This window comes from Falsiroseomonas sp. HW251, assembly GCF_050563545.1.
GTDB lineage: Bacteria > Pseudomonadota > Alphaproteobacteria > Acetobacterales > Acetobacteraceae > Falsiroseomonas.
Genome location: NZ_JBNXUM010000059.1, coordinates 1 through 17520, shown reverse-complemented (window position 1 = coordinate 17520; position 17520 = coordinate 1). Strand labels below are relative to the sequence as shown.

General features: G+C 67.7%; 19 protein-coding genes. 9 read left to right on the top strand and 10 right to left on the bottom strand.

The window, feature by feature from the left end; translation table 11 throughout:
• Positions 1-705 precede the first annotated feature (705 nt).
• From ACLF3M_RS34545 to ACLF3M_RS34530, 4 genes are read right to left on the bottom strand one after another with little or no spacing between them, the layout of a single operon-like run.
• On the bottom strand, positions 706-1386 hold the full coding sequence (locus ACLF3M_RS34545; RefSeq protein WP_430661567.1) for a hypothetical protein: 681 nt from the start codon (positions 1384-1386) through the stop codon (positions 706-708).
• On the bottom strand, positions 1383-2015 hold the full coding sequence (locus ACLF3M_RS34540; protein ID WP_430661566.1) for a GIY-YIG nuclease family protein: 633 nt from the start codon (positions 2013-2015) through the stop codon (positions 1383-1385). Before ACLF3M_RS34540 ends, ACLF3M_RS34545 begins: the two co-directional genes overlap by 4 nt.
• Positions 2016-2049: 34 nt before the next feature.
• Positions 2050-2667 (bottom strand): hypothetical protein, encoded by a 618-nt coding sequence (locus tag ACLF3M_RS34535; RefSeq protein WP_430661565.1) that lies wholly within the window; start codon positions 2665-2667, stop codon positions 2050-2052.
• A complete protein-coding gene (locus tag ACLF3M_RS34530) occupies positions 2649-3398 on the bottom strand; it encodes a hypothetical protein (RefSeq protein WP_430661564.1) in 750 nt (249 codons plus the stop codon). The genes ACLF3M_RS34535 and ACLF3M_RS34530 overlap by 19 nt, the downstream gene beginning before the upstream one ends.
• 236 nt (positions 3399-3634) lie before the next feature.
• On the opposite strand from ACLF3M_RS34530, the gene ACLF3M_RS34525 reads away from it, so the two are divergent.
• Complete coding sequence (locus ACLF3M_RS34525; RefSeq protein WP_430661563.1) at positions 3635-4198, top strand: recombinase family protein; 564 nt, start codon at positions 3635-3637, stop codon at positions 4196-4198.
• A gap of 29 nt (positions 4199-4227) precedes the next feature.
• Positions 4228-5373: an HNH endonuclease gene (locus tag ACLF3M_RS34520; protein WP_430661562.1), complete on the top strand. Its 1146-nt coding sequence runs from the start codon at positions 4228-4230 to the stop codon at positions 5371-5373.
• Here the strand turns inward: ACLF3M_RS34520 and ACLF3M_RS34515 are convergent, their stop codons facing one another.
• Together ACLF3M_RS34515 and ACLF3M_RS34510 are read right to left on the bottom strand one after the other, a co-directional pair.
• Entirely contained in the window at positions 5374-5655 is a 282-nt protein-coding gene (locus ACLF3M_RS34515; RefSeq protein ID WP_430661561.1) for a hypothetical protein, read from the bottom strand.
• A gap of 310 nt (positions 5656-5965) precedes the next feature.
• The gene (locus ACLF3M_RS34510) at positions 5966-7480 is read right to left on the bottom strand and encodes a DUF6538 domain-containing protein (RefSeq protein WP_430661560.1); all 1515 of its coding nucleotides are present in this window, start codon (positions 7478-7480) and stop codon (positions 5966-5968) included.
• Between the two features lie 328 nt (positions 7481-7808).
• On the opposite strand from ACLF3M_RS34510, the gene ACLF3M_RS34505 reads away from it, so the two are divergent.
• The 3 genes from ACLF3M_RS34505 to ACLF3M_RS34495 all read left to right on the top strand — a co-directional run bounded on the left by ACLF3M_RS34505 (position 7809) and on the right by ACLF3M_RS34495 (position 11341).
• Positions 7809-9155, top strand: a complete 1347-nt coding sequence (locus ACLF3M_RS34505; RefSeq protein ID WP_430661559.1) for a tyrosine-type recombinase/integrase — start codon at positions 7809-7811, stop codon at positions 9153-9155.
• A 254-nt stretch (positions 9156-9409) separates the two neighbouring features.
• The gene (locus tag ACLF3M_RS34500) at positions 9410-9631 is read left to right on the top strand and encodes a helix-turn-helix transcriptional regulator (RefSeq protein ID WP_430661558.1); all 222 of its coding nucleotides are present in this window, start codon (positions 9410-9412) and stop codon (positions 9629-9631) included.
• Positions 9632-9742: 111 nt separating this feature from the next.
• Positions 9743-11341, top strand: a complete 1599-nt coding sequence (locus tag ACLF3M_RS34495; protein WP_430661557.1) for a hypothetical protein — start codon at positions 9743-9745, stop codon at positions 11339-11341.
• A 416-nt stretch (positions 11342-11757) separates the two neighbouring features.
• Here the strand turns inward: ACLF3M_RS34495 and ACLF3M_RS34490 are convergent, their stop codons facing one another.
• Positions 11758-12840 (bottom strand): methyltransferase, encoded by a 1083-nt coding sequence (locus tag ACLF3M_RS34490; RefSeq protein ID WP_430661556.1) that lies wholly within the window; start codon positions 12838-12840, stop codon positions 11758-11760.
• 180 nt (positions 12841-13020) lie between these two features.
• Positions 13021-13149, bottom strand: coding sequence for a hypothetical protein (locus ACLF3M_RS34485; RefSeq protein WP_430661555.1), 129 nt, complete (start codon positions 13147-13149; stop codon positions 13021-13023).
• Here ACLF3M_RS34485 and ACLF3M_RS34480 point away from each other — a divergent pair.
• Positions 13133-13483 (top strand): hypothetical protein, encoded by a 351-nt coding sequence (locus tag ACLF3M_RS34480; RefSeq protein ID WP_430661554.1) that lies wholly within the window; start codon positions 13133-13135, stop codon positions 13481-13483. The two genes, ACLF3M_RS34485 and ACLF3M_RS34480, sit on opposite strands and share 17 nt — an antisense overlap.
• Before the next feature lie 159 nt (positions 13484-13642).
• On the opposite strand, the gene ACLF3M_RS34475 is transcribed toward ACLF3M_RS34480, so the two are convergent.
• Positions 13643-14218, bottom strand: a complete 576-nt coding sequence (locus ACLF3M_RS34475; protein WP_430661553.1) for a hypothetical protein — start codon at positions 14216-14218, stop codon at positions 13643-13645.
• A gap of 186 nt (positions 14219-14404) precedes the next feature.
• Between ACLF3M_RS34475 and ACLF3M_RS34470 the strand changes: the two genes are divergently transcribed.
• A complete protein-coding gene (locus ACLF3M_RS34470; RefSeq protein WP_430661552.1) occupies positions 14405-14947 on the top strand; it encodes a hypothetical protein in 543 nt (180 codons plus the stop codon).
• Between the two features lie 7 nt (positions 14948-14954).
• Here ACLF3M_RS34470 and ACLF3M_RS34465 read toward each other — a convergent pair whose 3' ends face one another.
• Positions 14955-15236, bottom strand: a complete 282-nt coding sequence (locus tag ACLF3M_RS34465) for a hypothetical protein (RefSeq protein WP_430661551.1) — start codon at positions 15234-15236, stop codon at positions 14955-14957.
• A 109-nt stretch (positions 15237-15345) separates the two neighbouring features.
• Between ACLF3M_RS34465 and ACLF3M_RS34460 the strand changes: the two genes are divergently transcribed.
• Together ACLF3M_RS34460 and ACLF3M_RS34455 are read left to right on the top strand one after the other, a co-directional pair.
• The gene (locus tag ACLF3M_RS34460) at positions 15346-16230 is read left to right on the top strand and encodes a protein-L-isoaspartate O-methyltransferase family protein (protein WP_430661550.1); all 885 of its coding nucleotides are present in this window, start codon (positions 15346-15348) and stop codon (positions 16228-16230) included.
• A 457-nt stretch (positions 16231-16687) separates the two neighbouring features.
• Positions 16688-17005: a hypothetical protein gene (locus tag ACLF3M_RS34455; RefSeq protein ID WP_430661549.1), complete on the top strand. Its 318-nt coding sequence runs from the start codon at positions 16688-16690 to the stop codon at positions 17003-17005.
• Positions 17006-17520: the final 515 nt, after the last annotated feature.

The following is a 17520-nucleotide window of genomic DNA, read 5'->3' as shown; positions in this document are numbered from 1 at the left end:
TCAGGGGAAAATGGGTCGGACGATGCGTAGGCCCTTGAGCGGCCACTGGTTTTCCTGGTCAGCGCAGCACTGCACTCCTGGCCCGCATGGACCGGCTCCAGGTTTCTTTTTCAACGGCCATCACCGGGAGGTTCCGTTGCCGCCGAGCCGCCGACGGACACAGGACTTCTGACCTAATTGACTGCCCGTGTTGGTGTTGGGGGGATAAGTGGCCAGCACCGCGCGCGAAAACGGGAACCGATGGCACCGGCACCACCAGCCAGTTCTCAGAAGATGCCCACAGGCTTGCCCACAAGTTCGTCCCCACAATCCGGGGATAAGTAAGGGGACCCCTTCTCTACTCCCGGTGTGGCAGTCAGGCCTTGCGGCGATCTCAGCGACCAGCAACGGCCTCCAAGCCAGCCCTGATCCGCGCCGCCACGGCCTCCCGGAGGGCCTCGTATCCCGCCACGCCCTCAGCCCAGCGGCTCGGCGTTCCAGCGCCTGTACAGCTCATCCAGCGGTCCCCTACGGCCTTCAGGAGGCTCTCCGGGACGCGGCCCTGGTACGCCACGTCGACCCACCCGGCGCCAGGCATGGAGCGGACGCTGGTCCGCACGGCTTCCAGGGCTTCCGCCGAGCGGGTCACCGGGATGCCCGTGGCGTCCAGGTGCTGGGCAAGGAGGTCAATGGTGGCGTCGAAGGTGGGCTCTCGAACTGCTCCTCTCATGCGCCGTCTCTTTCCTTCGCCTGGCCGGTCAACTGGCCCGCCCGAACCACCGCCCAGAACGCCCGCGCCTGCTCGACACTTTCGTTGTGGAAGTCAGCGAAATCCACATGGTGGCCCCGGATCGCGAGATCGGCCTTCGCGGCCAGAGGGATCGTGTCGTCCAGCAGACCGAAGATGTCGCGGTACTGCGGTAGATGATCCGGTTCTACCGTCAGATTGTGTGCCACGTAGGTATGCCGGAACTCTGAGAGCCGCTTCAGTCTCGCCGCTGCATCGCCCGTCGTGAGGCTCACAACCCCGTCTTTCAGTTCGGAAATGAGACTGCGCACCAGTTCGCGGTTCCTTGTTTCAAGGCCCAGACCAGGGTTCCAGGATGCAGCAGCGGCGATGACGTCGTCGGTAGCCCCAGGTCGTTCAAGGCGCTTCAGGAGCGACGGGAAGCTGGCCCTGTGATCTCGGTGTCCATCCCAGCAGCGCACGACTTGTATCAGCAGCATGTGGATCAGTGAGTGACGTATCGCCGAAAGGCCGTGAGCCTCGTACGTGTTGTTGAAGGCTGACAGCAGGGACTTGTCGGCGTTGGCTACCTCAAGCAGCGCCCGGTTCTGCACGGCCCCCAGCACCGTCTCATGCAGCCTGGAAGCGACTATGGCGCACTCAGCTACTGCGCTGCTCATCTTGCCGAGCCCTCTTGGCGCGCGATGGTCGTGAACCGAGTTCCGTCACGAGGCGCAATGGGTAGGTCCAGGGCTCTGTGCAGCGCCGCCTTCCTGACCTCGCGCAGCGTCGAACAGAAGGGGTGCCGCTCGTTGTCCATGATGTTCAGCGGCAACCAGAGGCGCCCAATGACAGCGGCCTCGATTTCCCACGGGCGTGCAAGGGGAACCCAGACCACCTTCGCGTTCTGGTCCATCCAGGCGTCGAGGGCCTGCTCCCCACGATTGGTGAAGGTCCGGCACTTGCCGCTGCCAACACGCTGGAGGGTGATGCCGAGGGTACCAGCGAGCAGGCAGCCCAAGGTCAGCCGCAACGTCGAACTGTACGCGTTGCCCTTGTAGTGGATGGTGATGCGTCTCTGGAGGGTTCGGCGCTTTTCCGAGGCCGCGCTCGTCGGAGGACCACTTGGCGAGATGCCCACGTAGAGCAGGGTGTGTCCGGACACGCCGTGGCAGCCCTCGGCAGACAGCCCTGGCGGCAGTACGTCGAAGTACCACGCGTAGATGCCGGGCTTTTTCGGGACGGGGCACGGGCGAGCGAGAACTTCGCTGCGTGTCGCGAGATGCCCAGGTCGGGTCAGCGCATCCAAGACAGTCAGCAAGTCAGTACGCCGCTTGCCTTGCTCACTTCGCGCGCTCGGGTTGCTTCTTCGGCTGCTCCTGGGGGGCAAGTTCCGGAGGAGCGTAGTCCCGAGTGCGTACGCGCCCGAGCGGAAGCTGGGGTTGTACCTCGATCCGAGGCAACTTCGAGGACTGTTTCTCTGATCTGCTTGGCATCGGGTTCCTCGGGCGACGAGGCCTCTTCCGATGTCGTGGCGGAACGTAGGTTGGGAGGCGCTCCATCTCACTGAACCGAGTTGGCACGCTGAACGCCGCTTCTTGCGGGCTTGCCTGGATGGTTCTGACGATGGTCGGCAGCCACTGGAAAATGGTAGCGGCCATCTGCTCTCGCTTCAGGTTCGCGAACTCCGGCCCGAAGATGACAACGGTTAGCCCTCCCTTGATCCACGCGCGAAGCTGCCCGGTCTCCTTTAGGAGCGCATCGTCCTTAGTGATGACGATGTGCGGCGGCTCGTCCGGAAAGCCCACAAGCCAGTCTCGATCCTCCGTGCCTTGAGCATGGAAGTCGTCCATCGCCTTGAACGTCAGCGTGGGATGGTTCTCGTGGTAGCCTGCGAGCATCCGCGCCAAGCGGAAACTGAGGCACGCATCGAGAACAACGACTAAGGGCTGGCCAGCCACGCCTCGAAGGCCCCCGCATCAACTACCGCTTGCCGATCAACCCCGAACCAGAAGGCAACGGCGTCTGCATCGCCGTTTTCCGCAGTCAGCGCCTGAGCGAGTGCCGATGTTGGCGTGCCACTAACCGGGTCAATCGGCTCTCCGAAGCGCCGCTTCGGGTCGAGCACGACACGCCGCTTGAGACCGATCGGATACCACTGGAGCGGCGCTCCATCCGGGCCGCGCACCACGATCTCTGGGCCCAGTGACTGCTCGATCACCTCTTCCATCGCGTGCTGGTAGCGCAGGACGTCGAGGACGACCTTTGGAGTGGACTTTTGTGTTTCAGTCCGCTCTCGCAGCAGCATGAACACCCGACGCCCATCTGTACGGAAGTTCGCGCTCGCCAACGGGTGCCGCGTCTCCAGGATGCGCCGAGCCTCGGTCGCAGCGCGCCGGATCACGACCATCGGCACGCCGTTCCGTCGCATCTCAGCGACGACCCACAACTCCATCAGACCAAGGAAGCTGATGGTCTTCGCGTCATCACTGAGACTGGGCTGAGTGAGTACGACTGGCGTGAAGCGAGGCGCCACTGAAGTAGCAGGTTCGGGTCCCACCAGGTCTTCGACGGTGGCCAGGCGCAATCGGACAAGCCGAGCCGCCTGCGGCAGCGTGTAGACGCCGACGCCGACAGCCGCCTCCCCAATCCGCTCTAAGAAACTCATTTCCTCGATGTGCCTGCCCAGCACCTGGCAGCCTAAACGGGGTATGGACCCCCGTCCATCTCGCAGCCGTCATGTCTGTACCGCCGTTCAACCCGTCGAGCAGCATCGGACGGCAGCGCCGCCGCACGCTTCTCAGATGGCCTTGCCCTGGTGAGCCGTCTCAGAAGACCTCGTTTCTGTCTCACACAAATACTCTTGCGTTTCCGAGACAGCTCATTGTACAACGTCTTTGACTTCAGTGAGACGCGGAGGGCATCAAGGTGCTGGTCGGATACGCCAGGACGTCCACGGTAGAGCAGGAGGCGGGCCTGGAGGCCCAGGAGCGCGATCTCCGGGCCGTCGGGTGCGAGAAGGTGTTCGCTGAACGGGTATCATCCGTGGCTCGCCGGGCACGCATGGAGGCTGCCCTGGAGTTCGTCCGTGAAGGTGATGCCCTGGTGGTCACCAAGCTGGATCGGTTGGCCCGGTCGGTCGCTGATCTCCTGGCCATCGAAGCCCGCCTAAAGACGAAGGGCGTGGGCCTCCGCGTGTTGTCCATGGGCGGCAGCGAACTCGACACCTCGACGCCCACGGGCAAGCTGATGCTGACGATGCTCGGGGCCATCGCAGAGTTTGAGCGCGGGCTCATGCTGGAGCGCCAGCGTGAGGGCATCCAGAAGGCCAAGGAAGCCGGGAAGTACCGTGGGCGGGCTCCAACGGCCCGTAGGAAGGCCGAGGAAATCCAGCGGCTCCGGGCTGACGGCGTGAAGCCGACGGAGATCGCCGTGCGCCTGGGGATCGGGCGTGCCAGCGTGTACCGGGTTCTCCAGAAGAGCGTCGTCTGAACACGCGTCAAGTCGGAATGGGAGGGATCGTGGACGCGAATACAGAGAGACAACTGCGGAACAGGCTGTTGGCCCTGGCTGACCAGACGCACAAGGAGGCGTCGTACAACCCAACGGCCTTCAAGCGTATGTTCACGGAGGGGAACCCTGTTGCAGCCATCAAGGCGCTGTTGGCGAACGAGAACCACGTTGCCTCGGGCTTCACCAAGCTGTTCCTGAAAGGCAAGCTGGACCTCACCGTCGAGGCTCAGATCCTGAGCGACGCGCTTTGGTGGCCGCATTTCACAGACGAGGATCGGGCGGTTGCTCGCCGCCGCCTAAAGAAAGTGAACTACACGGCTAACGAGCCGGCTATCGCTGAAGGCCGTCGCCCACCAACGGACGCCGACGTGGCAGCGGCACCTCAGCGCGCGTCTCTGCAGGCTTTGACCCGTGACGCCGTGATCCAGGCCATCCGAGAGTTCGATGACCTCGGGCGCGAGGTGTTCCTGGAGACCTACGGCTACGGTGAGGCCGACGGGTACTGGCTTCTGTACGACCAGGGCCGCTACGACCGCTACGACAGCGAGGCCATCGTCGGTGTAGCCTTCAAGTACATCGCGGGCATCGAACGCTCCCTGCGCGCCAATGAGTTCTTGGGTGGGCGTACCACGGTGCTGCCCGCGCTCCAGCGGCTCGGCTTCGACGTTGAGGTTGATCCGAACGTCGCACCACGCGTCCGACGCCCCGCACTCCTGGACCCGGAGGCAGCCGAGGAGCAGCCGTTCGACCCAACGAACCAGGAAGACGCCCGCGAGAAGGTCCTCCGCGAGATCCGCGCGCGTCGCGGCCAGCAGAAGTTCAGGGAGGCCCTGGTAGAGGCCTACGCGGGCCGCTGTGCGATCACCGATTGCTCAGTCCTGGACGTCCTGGAGGCCGCGCACATCACGCCGTACCTCGGCCCCGAGACCAACCACGTGACCAACGGGCTACTGCTTCGCGCCGACCTCCACACCCTCTTCGACACACTGCTGCTTGCCGTGGACCCGGACACGATGAAGGTCCTGGTCGCGCCGACCATTGAGGACCCGGCGTACCGGGATCTGCATGGGAAGCCGCTGCGGGCCACGCTGACGAAGGCCACGGCGCCCAGCGAGAGGGCCTTGAAGCAGCATCGCGCTGAGTGTCGGTGGTGATCAGCCCTGCTGCACGCCTTGAGCCTGCAGCCAGGGGCGCAGCATGGAGCGCAACTTCCACCACACCCAGGCTCCACAGCCCCCGCCGAGGGCCATGGCGATCAGCGTCTCCAGTTGGGACACCGGGCGGACCAAGCTGAGAAAGCCCATGAAGATCCCAATGGCGACGATCATCCCGGCCACCAGAGGCAATACGGCAGCCTGCGCGGGGTGCTGAACGAGCCAGCGGTAGGCGAAAAACAGAGCCGCCGCACCGACTGCGAGATACACCAGCGTCGCCATGGTCCCTCCCACCCAGCAAGGTAGTGGACGGGTATCGTGACCGAGCCGGAACGTCCTTGCAACCATGGGGGGGCCCCTGTCCGCCCGGTCCCTCCACGCTGGCCACCGCCGCCCGGCCCCGTCTTTCAAAAGCCAGCTAAAGGGCTTCGTTGTTGTTGTTGGCGCCGGGTCAGCGTGCGGTCAGGGATTTTCGCGGGCCGAGGTACGGGTCCTTCATTGACACCCCGGAGACCCGCTTCCTGGAGACCGGGGTGGCCTTTGAGTACCTGGGAGACCCGGTCCGGCTCTCGGCCTCTACCTCCTGCTACGCTCAGAGCCCCTTCGGCAGTTTCACCTTGCTCAGTTCCCGGTGGAGCCGCGCCAGAGCCTCACCCCGGACACCGTATTTGGCTCCGACCGTCTTCCGTGCATGACCGATGATCGCGTCTCGGACGCTCTCGTCCACTTCGGCCGCCCGTAGTTCATCTTCCATGCGGTGACGCCAAGAGTGGTTCGGCGCCTTGTCCTTGTCTCTGATGCCCACTTTCTCTCGGACCCAACTCCCGACGAGGTTCCAGGCTCGCCCACCGAGGCGCCCGTACTTGTCTGGCTTCTTGTCAGGGAAGAGGCGGGCATCGCTATGCTTCTCCTTGATGCCCTGGGCGTAGGTCAGGAACCCTTCGTCAACGAGGCTGGGGTGCATCGGGACGTGCCTGGGCAGGCTGTTCTTCGCTGCCTTGCCGTTCTCGGGGTCGTGCTTCACGGCCATGAACCAGACGCCGGACTTCGGGTCTTGGGCGATGTCGTCCCCCGTCAACTGGAGGACCTCTCCCACGCGCATTCCAGACAAGGCCATGACCCAGTGAGCCCACCGAAGAGCCGGTGAGGTCTCCTTCCGGGCAGCTTGCAGGATCGCGACCGTGTCCTCGTCGGAGTACGGCTTCCAGGAGTTCTGCTTTCCCTTGCCGAGCCGCAGGCCCACGGTAGGGTCGGCGGGCAGCACGTCATCTGCCACAGCCCGCTTGAAGACCTGTCCGATGAGCGAGAGCCGGTTGTTCCATGTGTTGTTGCTCTTGCCGTCAGCCTTCAGCGCATCGCGCCATCGGAGGAGGTCAGATTTGGTCACCCTGGAGGCATCGTCATGGCCCAGGAATGCTTCAAGCTGCTTCAGGATGCCCTTCGTCTCATGGACGGTACGGGGCGCAGTGGCGGTGACCTTGGACCACCTTTCCCAGATCGCGTCGAAGGTGACCACGACCGTTTCCGTCCTGGTCGGCTTCACTGGCACTGGGATTGCCGGAAACGCTGCTCTCACGGTGGGTAGGAGGCTTACGGCGGCGGGTATGCCGTCCTGCTGTGCCCGGTCCGAAGCCCTCGCGTCCGTGTAGGCGGCCATGACCAGCGGCGCTATCGCTTGGTGGAGGAGTGGCAGTGTCTCCTCCGTGGCCGTAGTCTCAGCGAGGTGCAGAGCATCCTCGGCGTGAGCCCGGACGCGAGCGGAGAAGGCGTGCCACGGTTCCCCCGGTTCTGGGACGTCTACGCCAGCACGGTCGAGGACCGCGCCGCCAGCGACCCACGCTGCCCAAAGCGCAGCGATCTCATTCGCCCGCCTTTCGCTCAGCGCTTCTTTCCGCAGTTCGCGGTCCCACTGCGCCTCCATGTCGGCCCAGGTCGCCAGGGCCTGCGAGATCCGAGCCTTCGCTTCCTTGGGGTCTCGTGTGTTCAGAGGAATGCGGAACTCGGCCCGGCCAGCCACCTCTCGGTAGCGCACAGGAGTTTTCTTCCTCAGGTAAAACTTGCCGTCGTCGGGGCGTAGCCAGGGTCGAGACATCGCGATCACGGGCATGGGCGGTGTACCAGTCCGGTGTACCAGACGGACCCGCTGAAATCCTTGTTTCCACCTGAAAACCTTGGCCGTCGATACCTTCGGCCACGGGTGGTGCCGGGTGAGGGATTTGAACCCCCGACCTTCGGTTTACAAAGCCGAGCCTGTGAACGGCCAGTAGAAGTCAGACGGTGCCACACGGCACATAACATACTGATATAACGACGTATTTTCCCGTTGAGCTTGCCGGAAGGGGACAGTAGAACCCAAAAGCCGACGTTGCCAGGGGTCCGCAAGGGGTCCGCAACGCGGCCATGAATGGCTGGCTTGAAGGGGGTGCGCCGTGAAGTTGACCGATGACGTCGTCGCCGACCTGCGCTGCCCCGAGGGGAGGAAGGACACGCTGGTGTTCTGCTCCGGCATGAAGGGCTTCGGGGTCAGGGTGCAGTCGAACGGCGTCAAGACCTTCCTCTTCCGTTACAAGCTCGCGGGCATCTCGCGCCGGATGCCGCTCGGCACCTTCGGAGAGTTGACGACCGCCAAAGCACGGAAGGAGGCGGAGCGGCTGCGCGGCCTGGTGCTGTCCGGGCGAGACCCTTGGGGTGAGCGGAAGCGCGACGCGGCCGCCACGGCGGTGGCGGAGCGGGAGGCGCGCGTCAGGTCGGCCGCCGCCGCGTTCACGGTTTCGGCGCTCATTGACCTCTACGCCGAGAAGCACGTCGCGAAGCTGCGGCCCGCGACACAACGCGATGTGCTGAGCCGCCTGCGGCTCCACCTTCGTCCGATCGCGGACGAGCCGGCCAATAGTATCGGCCGCGCAGAGGCCGCTCGGGTCGTTGATGCCGCAGCCGAGGCCGGCGAGACGACTGCCCGCCGGGTCCGCGACTACGCCCGCGCGATGTGGCGCTGGGCGCGGGACCGCGGGACGCTGCCCGATACCAACGGCAACCCCTGGGAAACGGCGCCGGCCCCTGGCCGCGACCGCCCGCGGGAGAGGGTGCTGAACGGCGACGAACTCGGGCAGGTCTGGCGGGCCGCCTCGACCATCGCCGCGCCCTACGGCCCGATGGTCTGCTTCACCATGCTGACGCTGGCGCGCCGCGAAGAGGTTGCCGCGATGACCTGGGGCGAGGTTGCGCCCGGCCTCACGACGTGGACGCAGCCAGGCACCCGCACGAAGAACGGGAAACCGCACATCGTGCATCTGGCCGATCCGGCGCGCGCGATCCTGCGGAAGTTGCTGGGGGCGCAGGACGGCAAGCCGCTCCCGCCGCTGCCGTCGCCGGATCGCCACGTATTCGGGCTGCCAGGTGACAAGGCCATCACGTCCCACTCCTGGGTGAAGCGGCAGCTCGACGCCGAGGTCGCCGCTCTTAGGGCCAAGGCCGCAGCCGAGGCTGGGGCGCCAAAGCCGGAGCCGGTGCCGCCGTGGGTGCTGCACGATTTCCGAAGGAGCGGCGTGACCTGGCTTGCGGAGGCTGGGTTTCCGCCGCACGTCGCCGACCGCCTGCTCAACCACGTCCAGGGCACCATCAAGGGTGTCGCGGCGATTTATCAGAAGGGCGCTTTCCTCGAGGAACGGGCGCGCGCCCTGACGGCCTGGGCCGCGCACGTCGAGGCGTGCGCTGACGCGCGCCGCGACCAGGTCATCGCGGTCGCCGACCTAGCGGAGCAGCGGGCGAAGAGGCGCGCCTGACGAAAGCGACGAGGGCGGGGAAGTGGACGTCGGTCGTCGAATGTCGGCAAGAGGCAAATATCGCTTCACGATCTGGCCGATGTTGGCGTAAACGGGTGCGACAGTTTGTTTGTCGCGCCGGTCGCGACCCTGCCGCCCGAGGGCAAACGGGCATTTATTTAAATTAAAGATGTGCCGTTTAGCGGGGCTGCCCAATGTCAGGGCGCCAGCGGCCGGAGCTTGTCCGGCGTAATACTTTCGATGACGGATCGCCCATGTCTCAGATCTTGAAAGAGGTCGAGGCCGCTGCGTGCCTTGGCCTGTCCCGCCGCACCCTGAAGCGCCTGCGCGACGCTGGCATCGGCCCGCGCTTCATCCGCTTGAGCGCGCGGCGCCTCGGCTATGACCTGTCGGAACTCGACGCCTGGAAGGCTGGGCGGACGTTCAACAGTCGCGCGGCCGAGCTGGCGGCGCGCTCCCCCGGCCACCGCGGGTAGCGCGCCCGGCCGGCGGCGCCGGCGCGGGCTGCGCGGTATGAGGTAGGCGTCGCAACCGCCTCATACCTCACGCTCGCGTCGTCGTCGCGGCCGGCGCGGATCAGCACGACCATGGACAACCGCATCAAGACCGCGCCCTCGCGCGGCGACGACGGCGCGCGCCTGCATGATGACGACCAGGGTGCTGCCGACGATCATTCCATCGCTGCGCGCGCTGGTGATGGACCGCTTCCGCCCGACGTTGGCTCAGTTGCCGGCGGCAACGCGGAAGCCGTCCGTGACGTCGGCAAGCCGCCGGCCGCGCCCCCAATTTCGCCGGCGCCCGACCCGCTGGAGAAGCTCGCGAGGCACCGCTGCTGGATCGCATGGATGGAGGAACCCGACGAGAACGGGAAGCTCAACAAGGTGCCGCGCCAGGCGAACGGCCGGCCGGGCAAGACGCAGGACATCAGGAACAGGGGCACGCGCGCCGAGGCCGAACGGATCGCGGCGGCGCTGCCCGGCGAAGGGCGGCGCGGCGTCGGCGTCGTGCTGGGCGCCGTCACGGGGGGCTGGTCGATCGGCGCGATCGACCTCGACGCCTGCGTGGACGGCGACGGCCACCCGCTGCCCTGGGCCGCGGCGCTGGTCGAGGCCATGAAGAGCTACACCGAGGTCAGCCCGTCCGGCCGCGGGCTCCACATCCTCTTCGGCTACCGCGAAGCCGACACCGAGGCGCTGCGCCAGCTCATCGGCGGCGTTTGGAAGAGCGAGTGGCTGCCGGAGGCCAACTCCGGCATCGGCAAGCGGCCCGGCATCGAGCTGATCTTCGGCGCCGGCTACGTGACCTTCACCGGCCGGCCGATCGACGGTTTCAACATCGCGATCCGGGCCGTCAGCGTCGAGCAGGTGGCCGGCATCGTCCGGCACCTCGACGACACCTACCCGCGCGCCCCGAAGCGCCGCGGCGAGGACGGCGACGCGCGCCCCCTCCATCGCGGCGAGGAACGGGATCGGCACCAAGCGAAGAAGCACGTGGTCATCGGCGAGGGCGACGTCGGCGTCGCGGGCTTCGTCCGCGTGGTGCCCACCTATGTCGAAGGGGCCGCTCTTCGCCTGGATGACGTGCCGCTGCAGGCCGCGGCGGCGTTCGTTGCCAACTCCGGGAAGCAGGAGAACTACGAGTGCCTCGCCATCCTGCCGCACCAGCACATGCTTGAGCTGCCCGGCAGGAACGCTGGCTCGAAGCGCGGCAGCGCCGCCATCGCGCGCGCCCTGAACCGCCTGGTGCAGCTCAAGGTCATCAAGCTGATCAAGAAGGCGAAGCGCCCGCCCCACCCGAACGTCGCCGGGGTGGCGGCCACCTACGACGTCATCTGCCTGCACACCTTCGACGCCGGCAAGGTCTCCCGCCCCAAGCTGAAGGTCTCGCGGCAGACGATCCGGCGTGCCGTCCAGGCCCTCCACGCCGCGGCCCTGCGGGTGCTGATCCTCGCGGTGGCGAGGAACTGGATGACGCCGGCCGACCCCTTCGAACTGTCGGCGGAGGCCCTGGCCGCGGAAATCAACGCCGCGATGAAGGGCAGGAAGATCACCCCCGCGCGCATCCTTCGTGGCATCGGCGAGCTGACCGACCAGGGCTGGTTGGTGATGGTGACGCCGAAGAGGGGTCGCACGCCGCCGGTCTACCGCTTGGGGCCGATGCTCTACTCCAATGCATCACCAGTATGATGCGCCGGCCTCGGAAGACCTCGATTTCGTCTCTGATCCTCCCCGGTGGCCCCCATCTCTTATCCTCCCCTGGTATCTCCATATGCTTCTCCTTCGCAGGGACAACCGGCCTCATCATCTTCCGCTTCGCAGGGACAAAGCCTCGCGCATTTCGACGGACCACGTCTGGAACCCCATCTTCGCCCTCACGGAGCCCGCGACCATCGCGATCAGCACGATGTTGCTGAACTCGGCCGCGCGCCTGCGATACACAGTCGGGTCTGGCATCGCGACGCGGCGGATTTCTTTCGTGCTGGTTGTTGCCGGCGTGCTGCATGTCGGTGTGGTTCACGACGCGCCCATGAGCCCGAACAGAAGCGGCAGCGGGCACCGCCACCGGCAGTTTTTCGGGTAGCAGGGGTGGGCCCGCCGGAAGCTCAGGCGGGCGTGGCCTCGACCAGGCTCACCGCCGCCCCGGTCGGAATGACCCGGTCGAGCTGCAGGCCCGCGGCGGTGAGGAACGCGCGATATTCCGCCGCCGTGCGCTCGCATCCTCCGGTGCGCACCAGCATGGTGAGGTCCATGAGCATGTCCTCCTGGACGGTCGGCGACGCGGCGGCGTCGATCCGATCGGGCAGCACCGGCTCGACCAGCAGAAGGCGCTGCCCGCGTCCGCCACCTTCCATCGCTCGTCGGCACATTGCCAGCACGGAGACCGCGCGCTCCTCGTCGAAGCTGTCGATCACCCGTGACAGGACGTAGATGTCCCCGCCCTCCGGCACCCCGGCGAACATGTTCCCGCCCATCACATCGCAGCGGTCCGCCACGCCCGCCTCCATGAGCAGCCGCGGCGCGCCCTCGACCACGCTGGGCAGGTCCATCAGCACGCCGCGCAGGCCCGGCCGCGCCCGGAGGATGTCCGCAATCAGCCGCCCCCGGCCGCCGCCGACGTCAACCACGACGCCGGCGGCGGGGAAGTCGTAGGCCGCCACGACAGCCGCGGCGACGGTCGCCGACAGCGCGGTCATGCCGGCGTTGAACACCGCCCCGAAGCGCGCGTCGGCGGCGTAGCGGCGGAAGGCGTCCTCGGCCCCGAAGAGCAGGTCCGCCGCGGTCCGCCCGGTGCGCACGCACCGCTCCAGCTCCCCCCAGGTGACCCAGTAGTCCTCGTCGCCCCACATCAGCGCCAGGTCGCGCACCGAGCCGGGCGCGCCCGTCCGCAGGGCGGCGCCGAGCGGTCCGAGGGCGAACCGGCCGTCGGCGACCTCGAAGAAGACGCCGTAGGCGGCGAGGGCGCGCAGCACGCGCCGCAGCGACGGCGCGTGCGCGCCCGCGAGCCGGGCGAGGTCCTCGGCCGCGAGCGGACCGTCGGCCAGCAGGTCCGGGAGGTTCAGCCGGAGCGCCACGTGCAGCGCGCGGGACGCCTGGTAGGCGGTCGCCAGGCGCAGCGCCCGCTCCGCCGCATGGCGCGGCGGCCCCCCCGGAGGCGGACCACCGGGGCCATCGTGGATGTCCGACATCTGCCAATCTCCCGGCCGGCGAACCCGAGGGTGAGGGCTCGGCGGCCACGCAGGCCCGGCGCCCCCAATCCCGCCCGACCCCGGCGCCTCCGTCAATCAAGCTCGTTACCCGACGCGGTCAGCATATGGCGACGCCGCCGGCGGCGCATCGTCGGCGTGCGGGCCGCCGACGGCGGCCGATCAGGTCTCGGGCTGGTTCGTGCCGCTGGTCATCGGCATCGCCGTCCTCGCCTTCGCGGCCTGAGCTATCCAGGGCTCGGAGCCGCGCCGCACCTTCAGTCTGATCGCGGCGGTGACGGTGCTGATCATCGCCTGCCCCTGCGCGCTGGGCCTGGCCACGCCGATGTCCATCATGGTCGGCGTTGGGCGCGGCGCGCAGGCCGGCGTGCTGATCAAGAACGCCGAGGCGCTGGAACGCATGGAGCGCATCGACACCCTCGTCGTGGACAAGACCGGCACCTTGACCCAGGGGCGGCCGGAGGTCGTCGCGCTGGTGCCGGCCACGGGCATGGCGGAGGACGAGTTGCTGCGCCTCGCCGCCGGCCTGGAACGCCCTTCTTCGCCTTCGCCTACAACGCCGCCGGCGTGCCGGTCGCGGCCGGGGTCCTCTACCCGATCTTTGGGATCCTGCTCTCCCCGGTGATCGCGGCGGCGGCGATGGCGCTGTCCTCGGTCAGCGTCGTGGGGAACGCCTTGCGGCTGCGTGGCGCGCGGGTCGAATGAGGCGCCCCCCACCCCGCCGGTGGCGCTTCGGCCATTCGGGTCGGGGGTGGCACGGTGCGCGCAGCCTGCGTCTTGATGGCTACCCGACGATCTTCGGCCCCAGTGCCCGCAGCAGCTCGCCCTGGAGGGCCATCATGTCGCGGCGCAGCCGGCGGTATTCCTCGCGCACGGCCCGGAGGTCATCGAGGTAGAACCGGATGCCCTTCTCCCGCAGCTCCTTCACCGCGCGGTCGTTGTCCGGGACGAAGCCGAGCGGCTCCGTCGGCGCGGAGAACTCGCGGAACAGCTCCCAGGTCTTGGCGCCGTCGTCCTCGACGCACGTCGTCTTGTTCCAGATGCCATGCACCATCCGGTTCCGCTTGCCGGCCGCCTTGCCCAGCCGCTTCTGCACCACGTCCTCCACGCTCGCGCGGGTCACCTCGCCCAGTCGCAGCCGGGCGACCGCTAGGATCATGTCGCGCTGCGCCCGGCCGCCGCCCGCCGAGTGGAAGATGGCCCAGGCGATGTTCACGTCGGTAATTCCAGCGAGCTGCCCGAAGAGCAAGACGGTTTGGGTTTCGAGGTCCGACCAAGCGCCCATCGCCTCAGCGAAGGCGATGTAGACCTCGTCGCGTGGAGGATCGTAGCGGGGTTGCGGATCGTCTGGGGCGGTCATGCCTCCATCGTTGCACGTTCGGGCCGTCCTGGGCGAGGCTCGGCGGCGGAACGGCGGGAGGCGGATAGGATGACCACGGAAGGCCCGCTCGTCACGTCGCTAGTCGCGGCGACCTTCGCGCGGGCCGATGCTCGCCAGCCGGGGCTACACGTGAGGTGGGTGAAGTTGTCGATGGATATCGGGGGCTTGCTCCCAAACGCGACCTTCATGGAAGCGGTGCAGAAGGCCGGCCGCATCGACATCGTGGTGCGGACCATGGAGGACGAGCGGCGCGACGCGGGGATCGGGCAGGCGATGCAGGGAGACCCTATGGCGTTCGGCCTGCACGCCGACCTGTCGGGGATCTGGGTGGCGCTGGCCTATGAGGTCGTGCGCGTGCTGCGGCAGCGGAAGCTGATGCCACCCTCGCAGTCCGCCAGGGCGCTGATGGACGCCCTTGAGGCGGTGCGCGTCCCGTTGATGAAGCACGAAATCCAGCGGGAGAAGGGGCTGAAGGCGCCGCTCTCGATGGCCCGTGTCGGACTGGGCGGTGACGCCACGTCCGACGTCTACACCTACGACCCGAAGGACGACCAACGCGCGCACATCATGCCCAGCGGCGTCACGCCACGGGGGTCGCTCTCATGGCTGACGCTCGACCACCGCAGCGGCAACCAGCAATGGATGGAGCGCCGCTACCTGTCAGACCTCATGCTCTCGGTCTCGTGGCGGTCGCCGGCTGATGTGTGAGGCGGCGCTACCTCTGACCTGACGTCATCGGACGGGCACCGCCCGAAAGACGACGCAGGATCGTGAAGCCGATTAACACGACGGGCGCCAGATGCCCAAAGGCGAGCGCCCAGCCCGTTACGCTGTCCCACCCGGCCAGGTCGAGCGCGAGCCCGACACCGAGGGGGCCGATGAACCCGCCCGCGTAGCCGCACACGCTGTGGAGCCCCATCGTAGCGCCCCGCCGCGCCTTGTCGGCGGCGGCCACCGTCCGCGCCGTCAGCGCCGCGCTGCCGCCGGCAGTGAACACCTCGCCGTTCCCGACGGCGGGTGCCGATTGAGCTTGCTTGGCGCGCCCCGCCAGATTGGCACATACCTCGGCCAGGTCAGGCCATCAGAAGGCAGGAGGTCCCGGCACCATGGCGGATCGCATCGCCAACCTTCGGGCCTTCTTCGCCCGCTACGTCGCCGCGAAGGGCGGTGCGCGCGATCCGAGGATCGAGCAGGCGTTCGCCGCCGTGCCGCGCGAGCCCTTTGCAGGACCTGGGCCATGGTCGGTTCTCGTCGTCGGGCCCTGGGCGCCGAGGCCGGTGGCCGCCAACGCCTACGTGCGCACGCCGGATGATGACCCCGGCTTTCTCTACCAGGACACGTTGGTGGCGCTCGACCCGGCGCGCGGGATCGACATCGGCGAGCCTGGACTGCACGCCCGCTGCCTCGACCAGCTCGCCCCGCGTGAGGGCGACCTCGTTCTGCATGTCGGCGCCGGCGCTGGCTACTACACGGCGCTGCTCGCCCACCTCGTCGGGCCCTCCGGCCGCATCCACGCCTACGAGATTGACCCGGAGCTGGCGTCGCGCGCTGCCCGGAACCTCGCGCGCCTGCCGCAGGTGACGGTCCACGCGCGGTCCGGCATCGCCGATGACCTGCCAGCCGCGAACCGCATCTACGTCAACGCTGGCGCTACCCAGCCGAGCCGGGCGTGGCTCAACGCGCTGCTACCGGCCAAAGGGAGGCTGCTTTTCCCGCTGCAGCCGGTCGGGGGGTTCGGCGGCATGTTGCTGGTCGAGCGGCCTACGGCCGGCGATGCTTGGCCCGCGCGCTTCGTCACGCGCGCCGCCTTCATCCCGTGCGAGGGCATCCACCAGGACGCCGCGCAAGGCCAGCGGCTGGCAACGGCCTTCGGGCGCGGGGACGCGGACTCGGTTCGCTCGCTCCGTCTTGCGGGCGATCCCGATGCGTCCTGTTGGTGCGCTGGCGACGGCTGGTGGCTCTCGAGCGCCGATCCACCGCAGGTCGGATAGGCATCTTCGCCAGCTCGCGTAGTGCGGGATCGCGCCGGTCGCGACCGTGCCCTGGTTTCATTCAGGAGGGGTTGGCGCGGCCGCAGGACCCACGAGGCGGGCGCGCGGGTTGTCGGTGACCGCCGGGTGTAGCGCCGCCTGCAGGACTCCGAGCTATCGGCGGCGGCGCCGCGGGTTCGCTGAACCTTCATGCTCTTGGTGAACGCGCCGCCAGGTCTCCTCCGCCGTCTCGGCGTTTGGCTTCCGGCCGCGCTTGCGGGGGCCGCAATTTGTCTCGCGCCCCTGAAGGCCGATCGCGATCCAACCTATAGGGAGGGCGACGGCCTCCGTGCCGTCCCCTGCCGCGGAAGAGAGCCGCGGCCGGCTCATGGCATGGCACAGCTCGCTCTCGTTAGCGGGCAACCCGAACGACAACCCGCGCTCGCCGTATCGCGGCGGGCAGGTAATGGACGATGCCATGTCTCAGCTCAAGCACTCCTTCTATGACCCCGCGCGGGGTCGCCACGCGCCCGGCGACCTGCGCGTCGCCTTCCTCGATTGGCTCGAGGAGTTCCTCCGGACGGCGCGCCACATGCCTCTCCCCGCGGCCGAATTGCGTGGGGCGCAGCTCCCGTTCTCGAAGCTCGCCGGCCTGCTGTGGAACTGCACGGACATCCTTCCGGGGGATGTCCGCGCCGACCTCGACGACCTCGGCTTCGCCGGGAACGGCACCTACAGCGCCGCTGTGAGGTGCTTGCAGCGGCGCTACTGCACGCAGGGCGCTTCCGTCGTCTAATGGGACCCGCATAGAAATTCGGGGGGCCTGTATCAGCAGGTCCCCACACCCGCGTTTCGAGGATGCAGGCCGCTGACGCTGGGCGGCGAAGTGATTTGCCTCGTGCAAGCGATTGTGCTGGAGCTTCTGTCGAGGAAGGCAAATTCGCTGAAACAGTAATCGGTGTCTTCTCCGGGGGGACGGGACATTTTCTGGAAGGACGAGCCGGCGCGCCTGCGCGCGCTCGCGCAGGAATGTCGCGACCTCGCGAAGCGTATCAGCTTCCGGCCTGACCGCGAGCGCATCCTCGAACAGGCGAACGCCTTGGAGGCGTCGGCCGACGAGCTAGAAGCCCGTCAGGCGGCGAAGCTGAACCGCGCGCCGGACGTGCCAGCCCGGCCGCGAAACACCAAAGGGCCGAGGTAACGGTCAGAACCGGCGGGTGATGTAGCCGTTCCGGCGAGATGCTGGCCCGACGCCTGTTCCGCCCCGCCGTCCTGCGCGCCTTCTCCACGCCCGGCCGCTGGGGGGTCTCC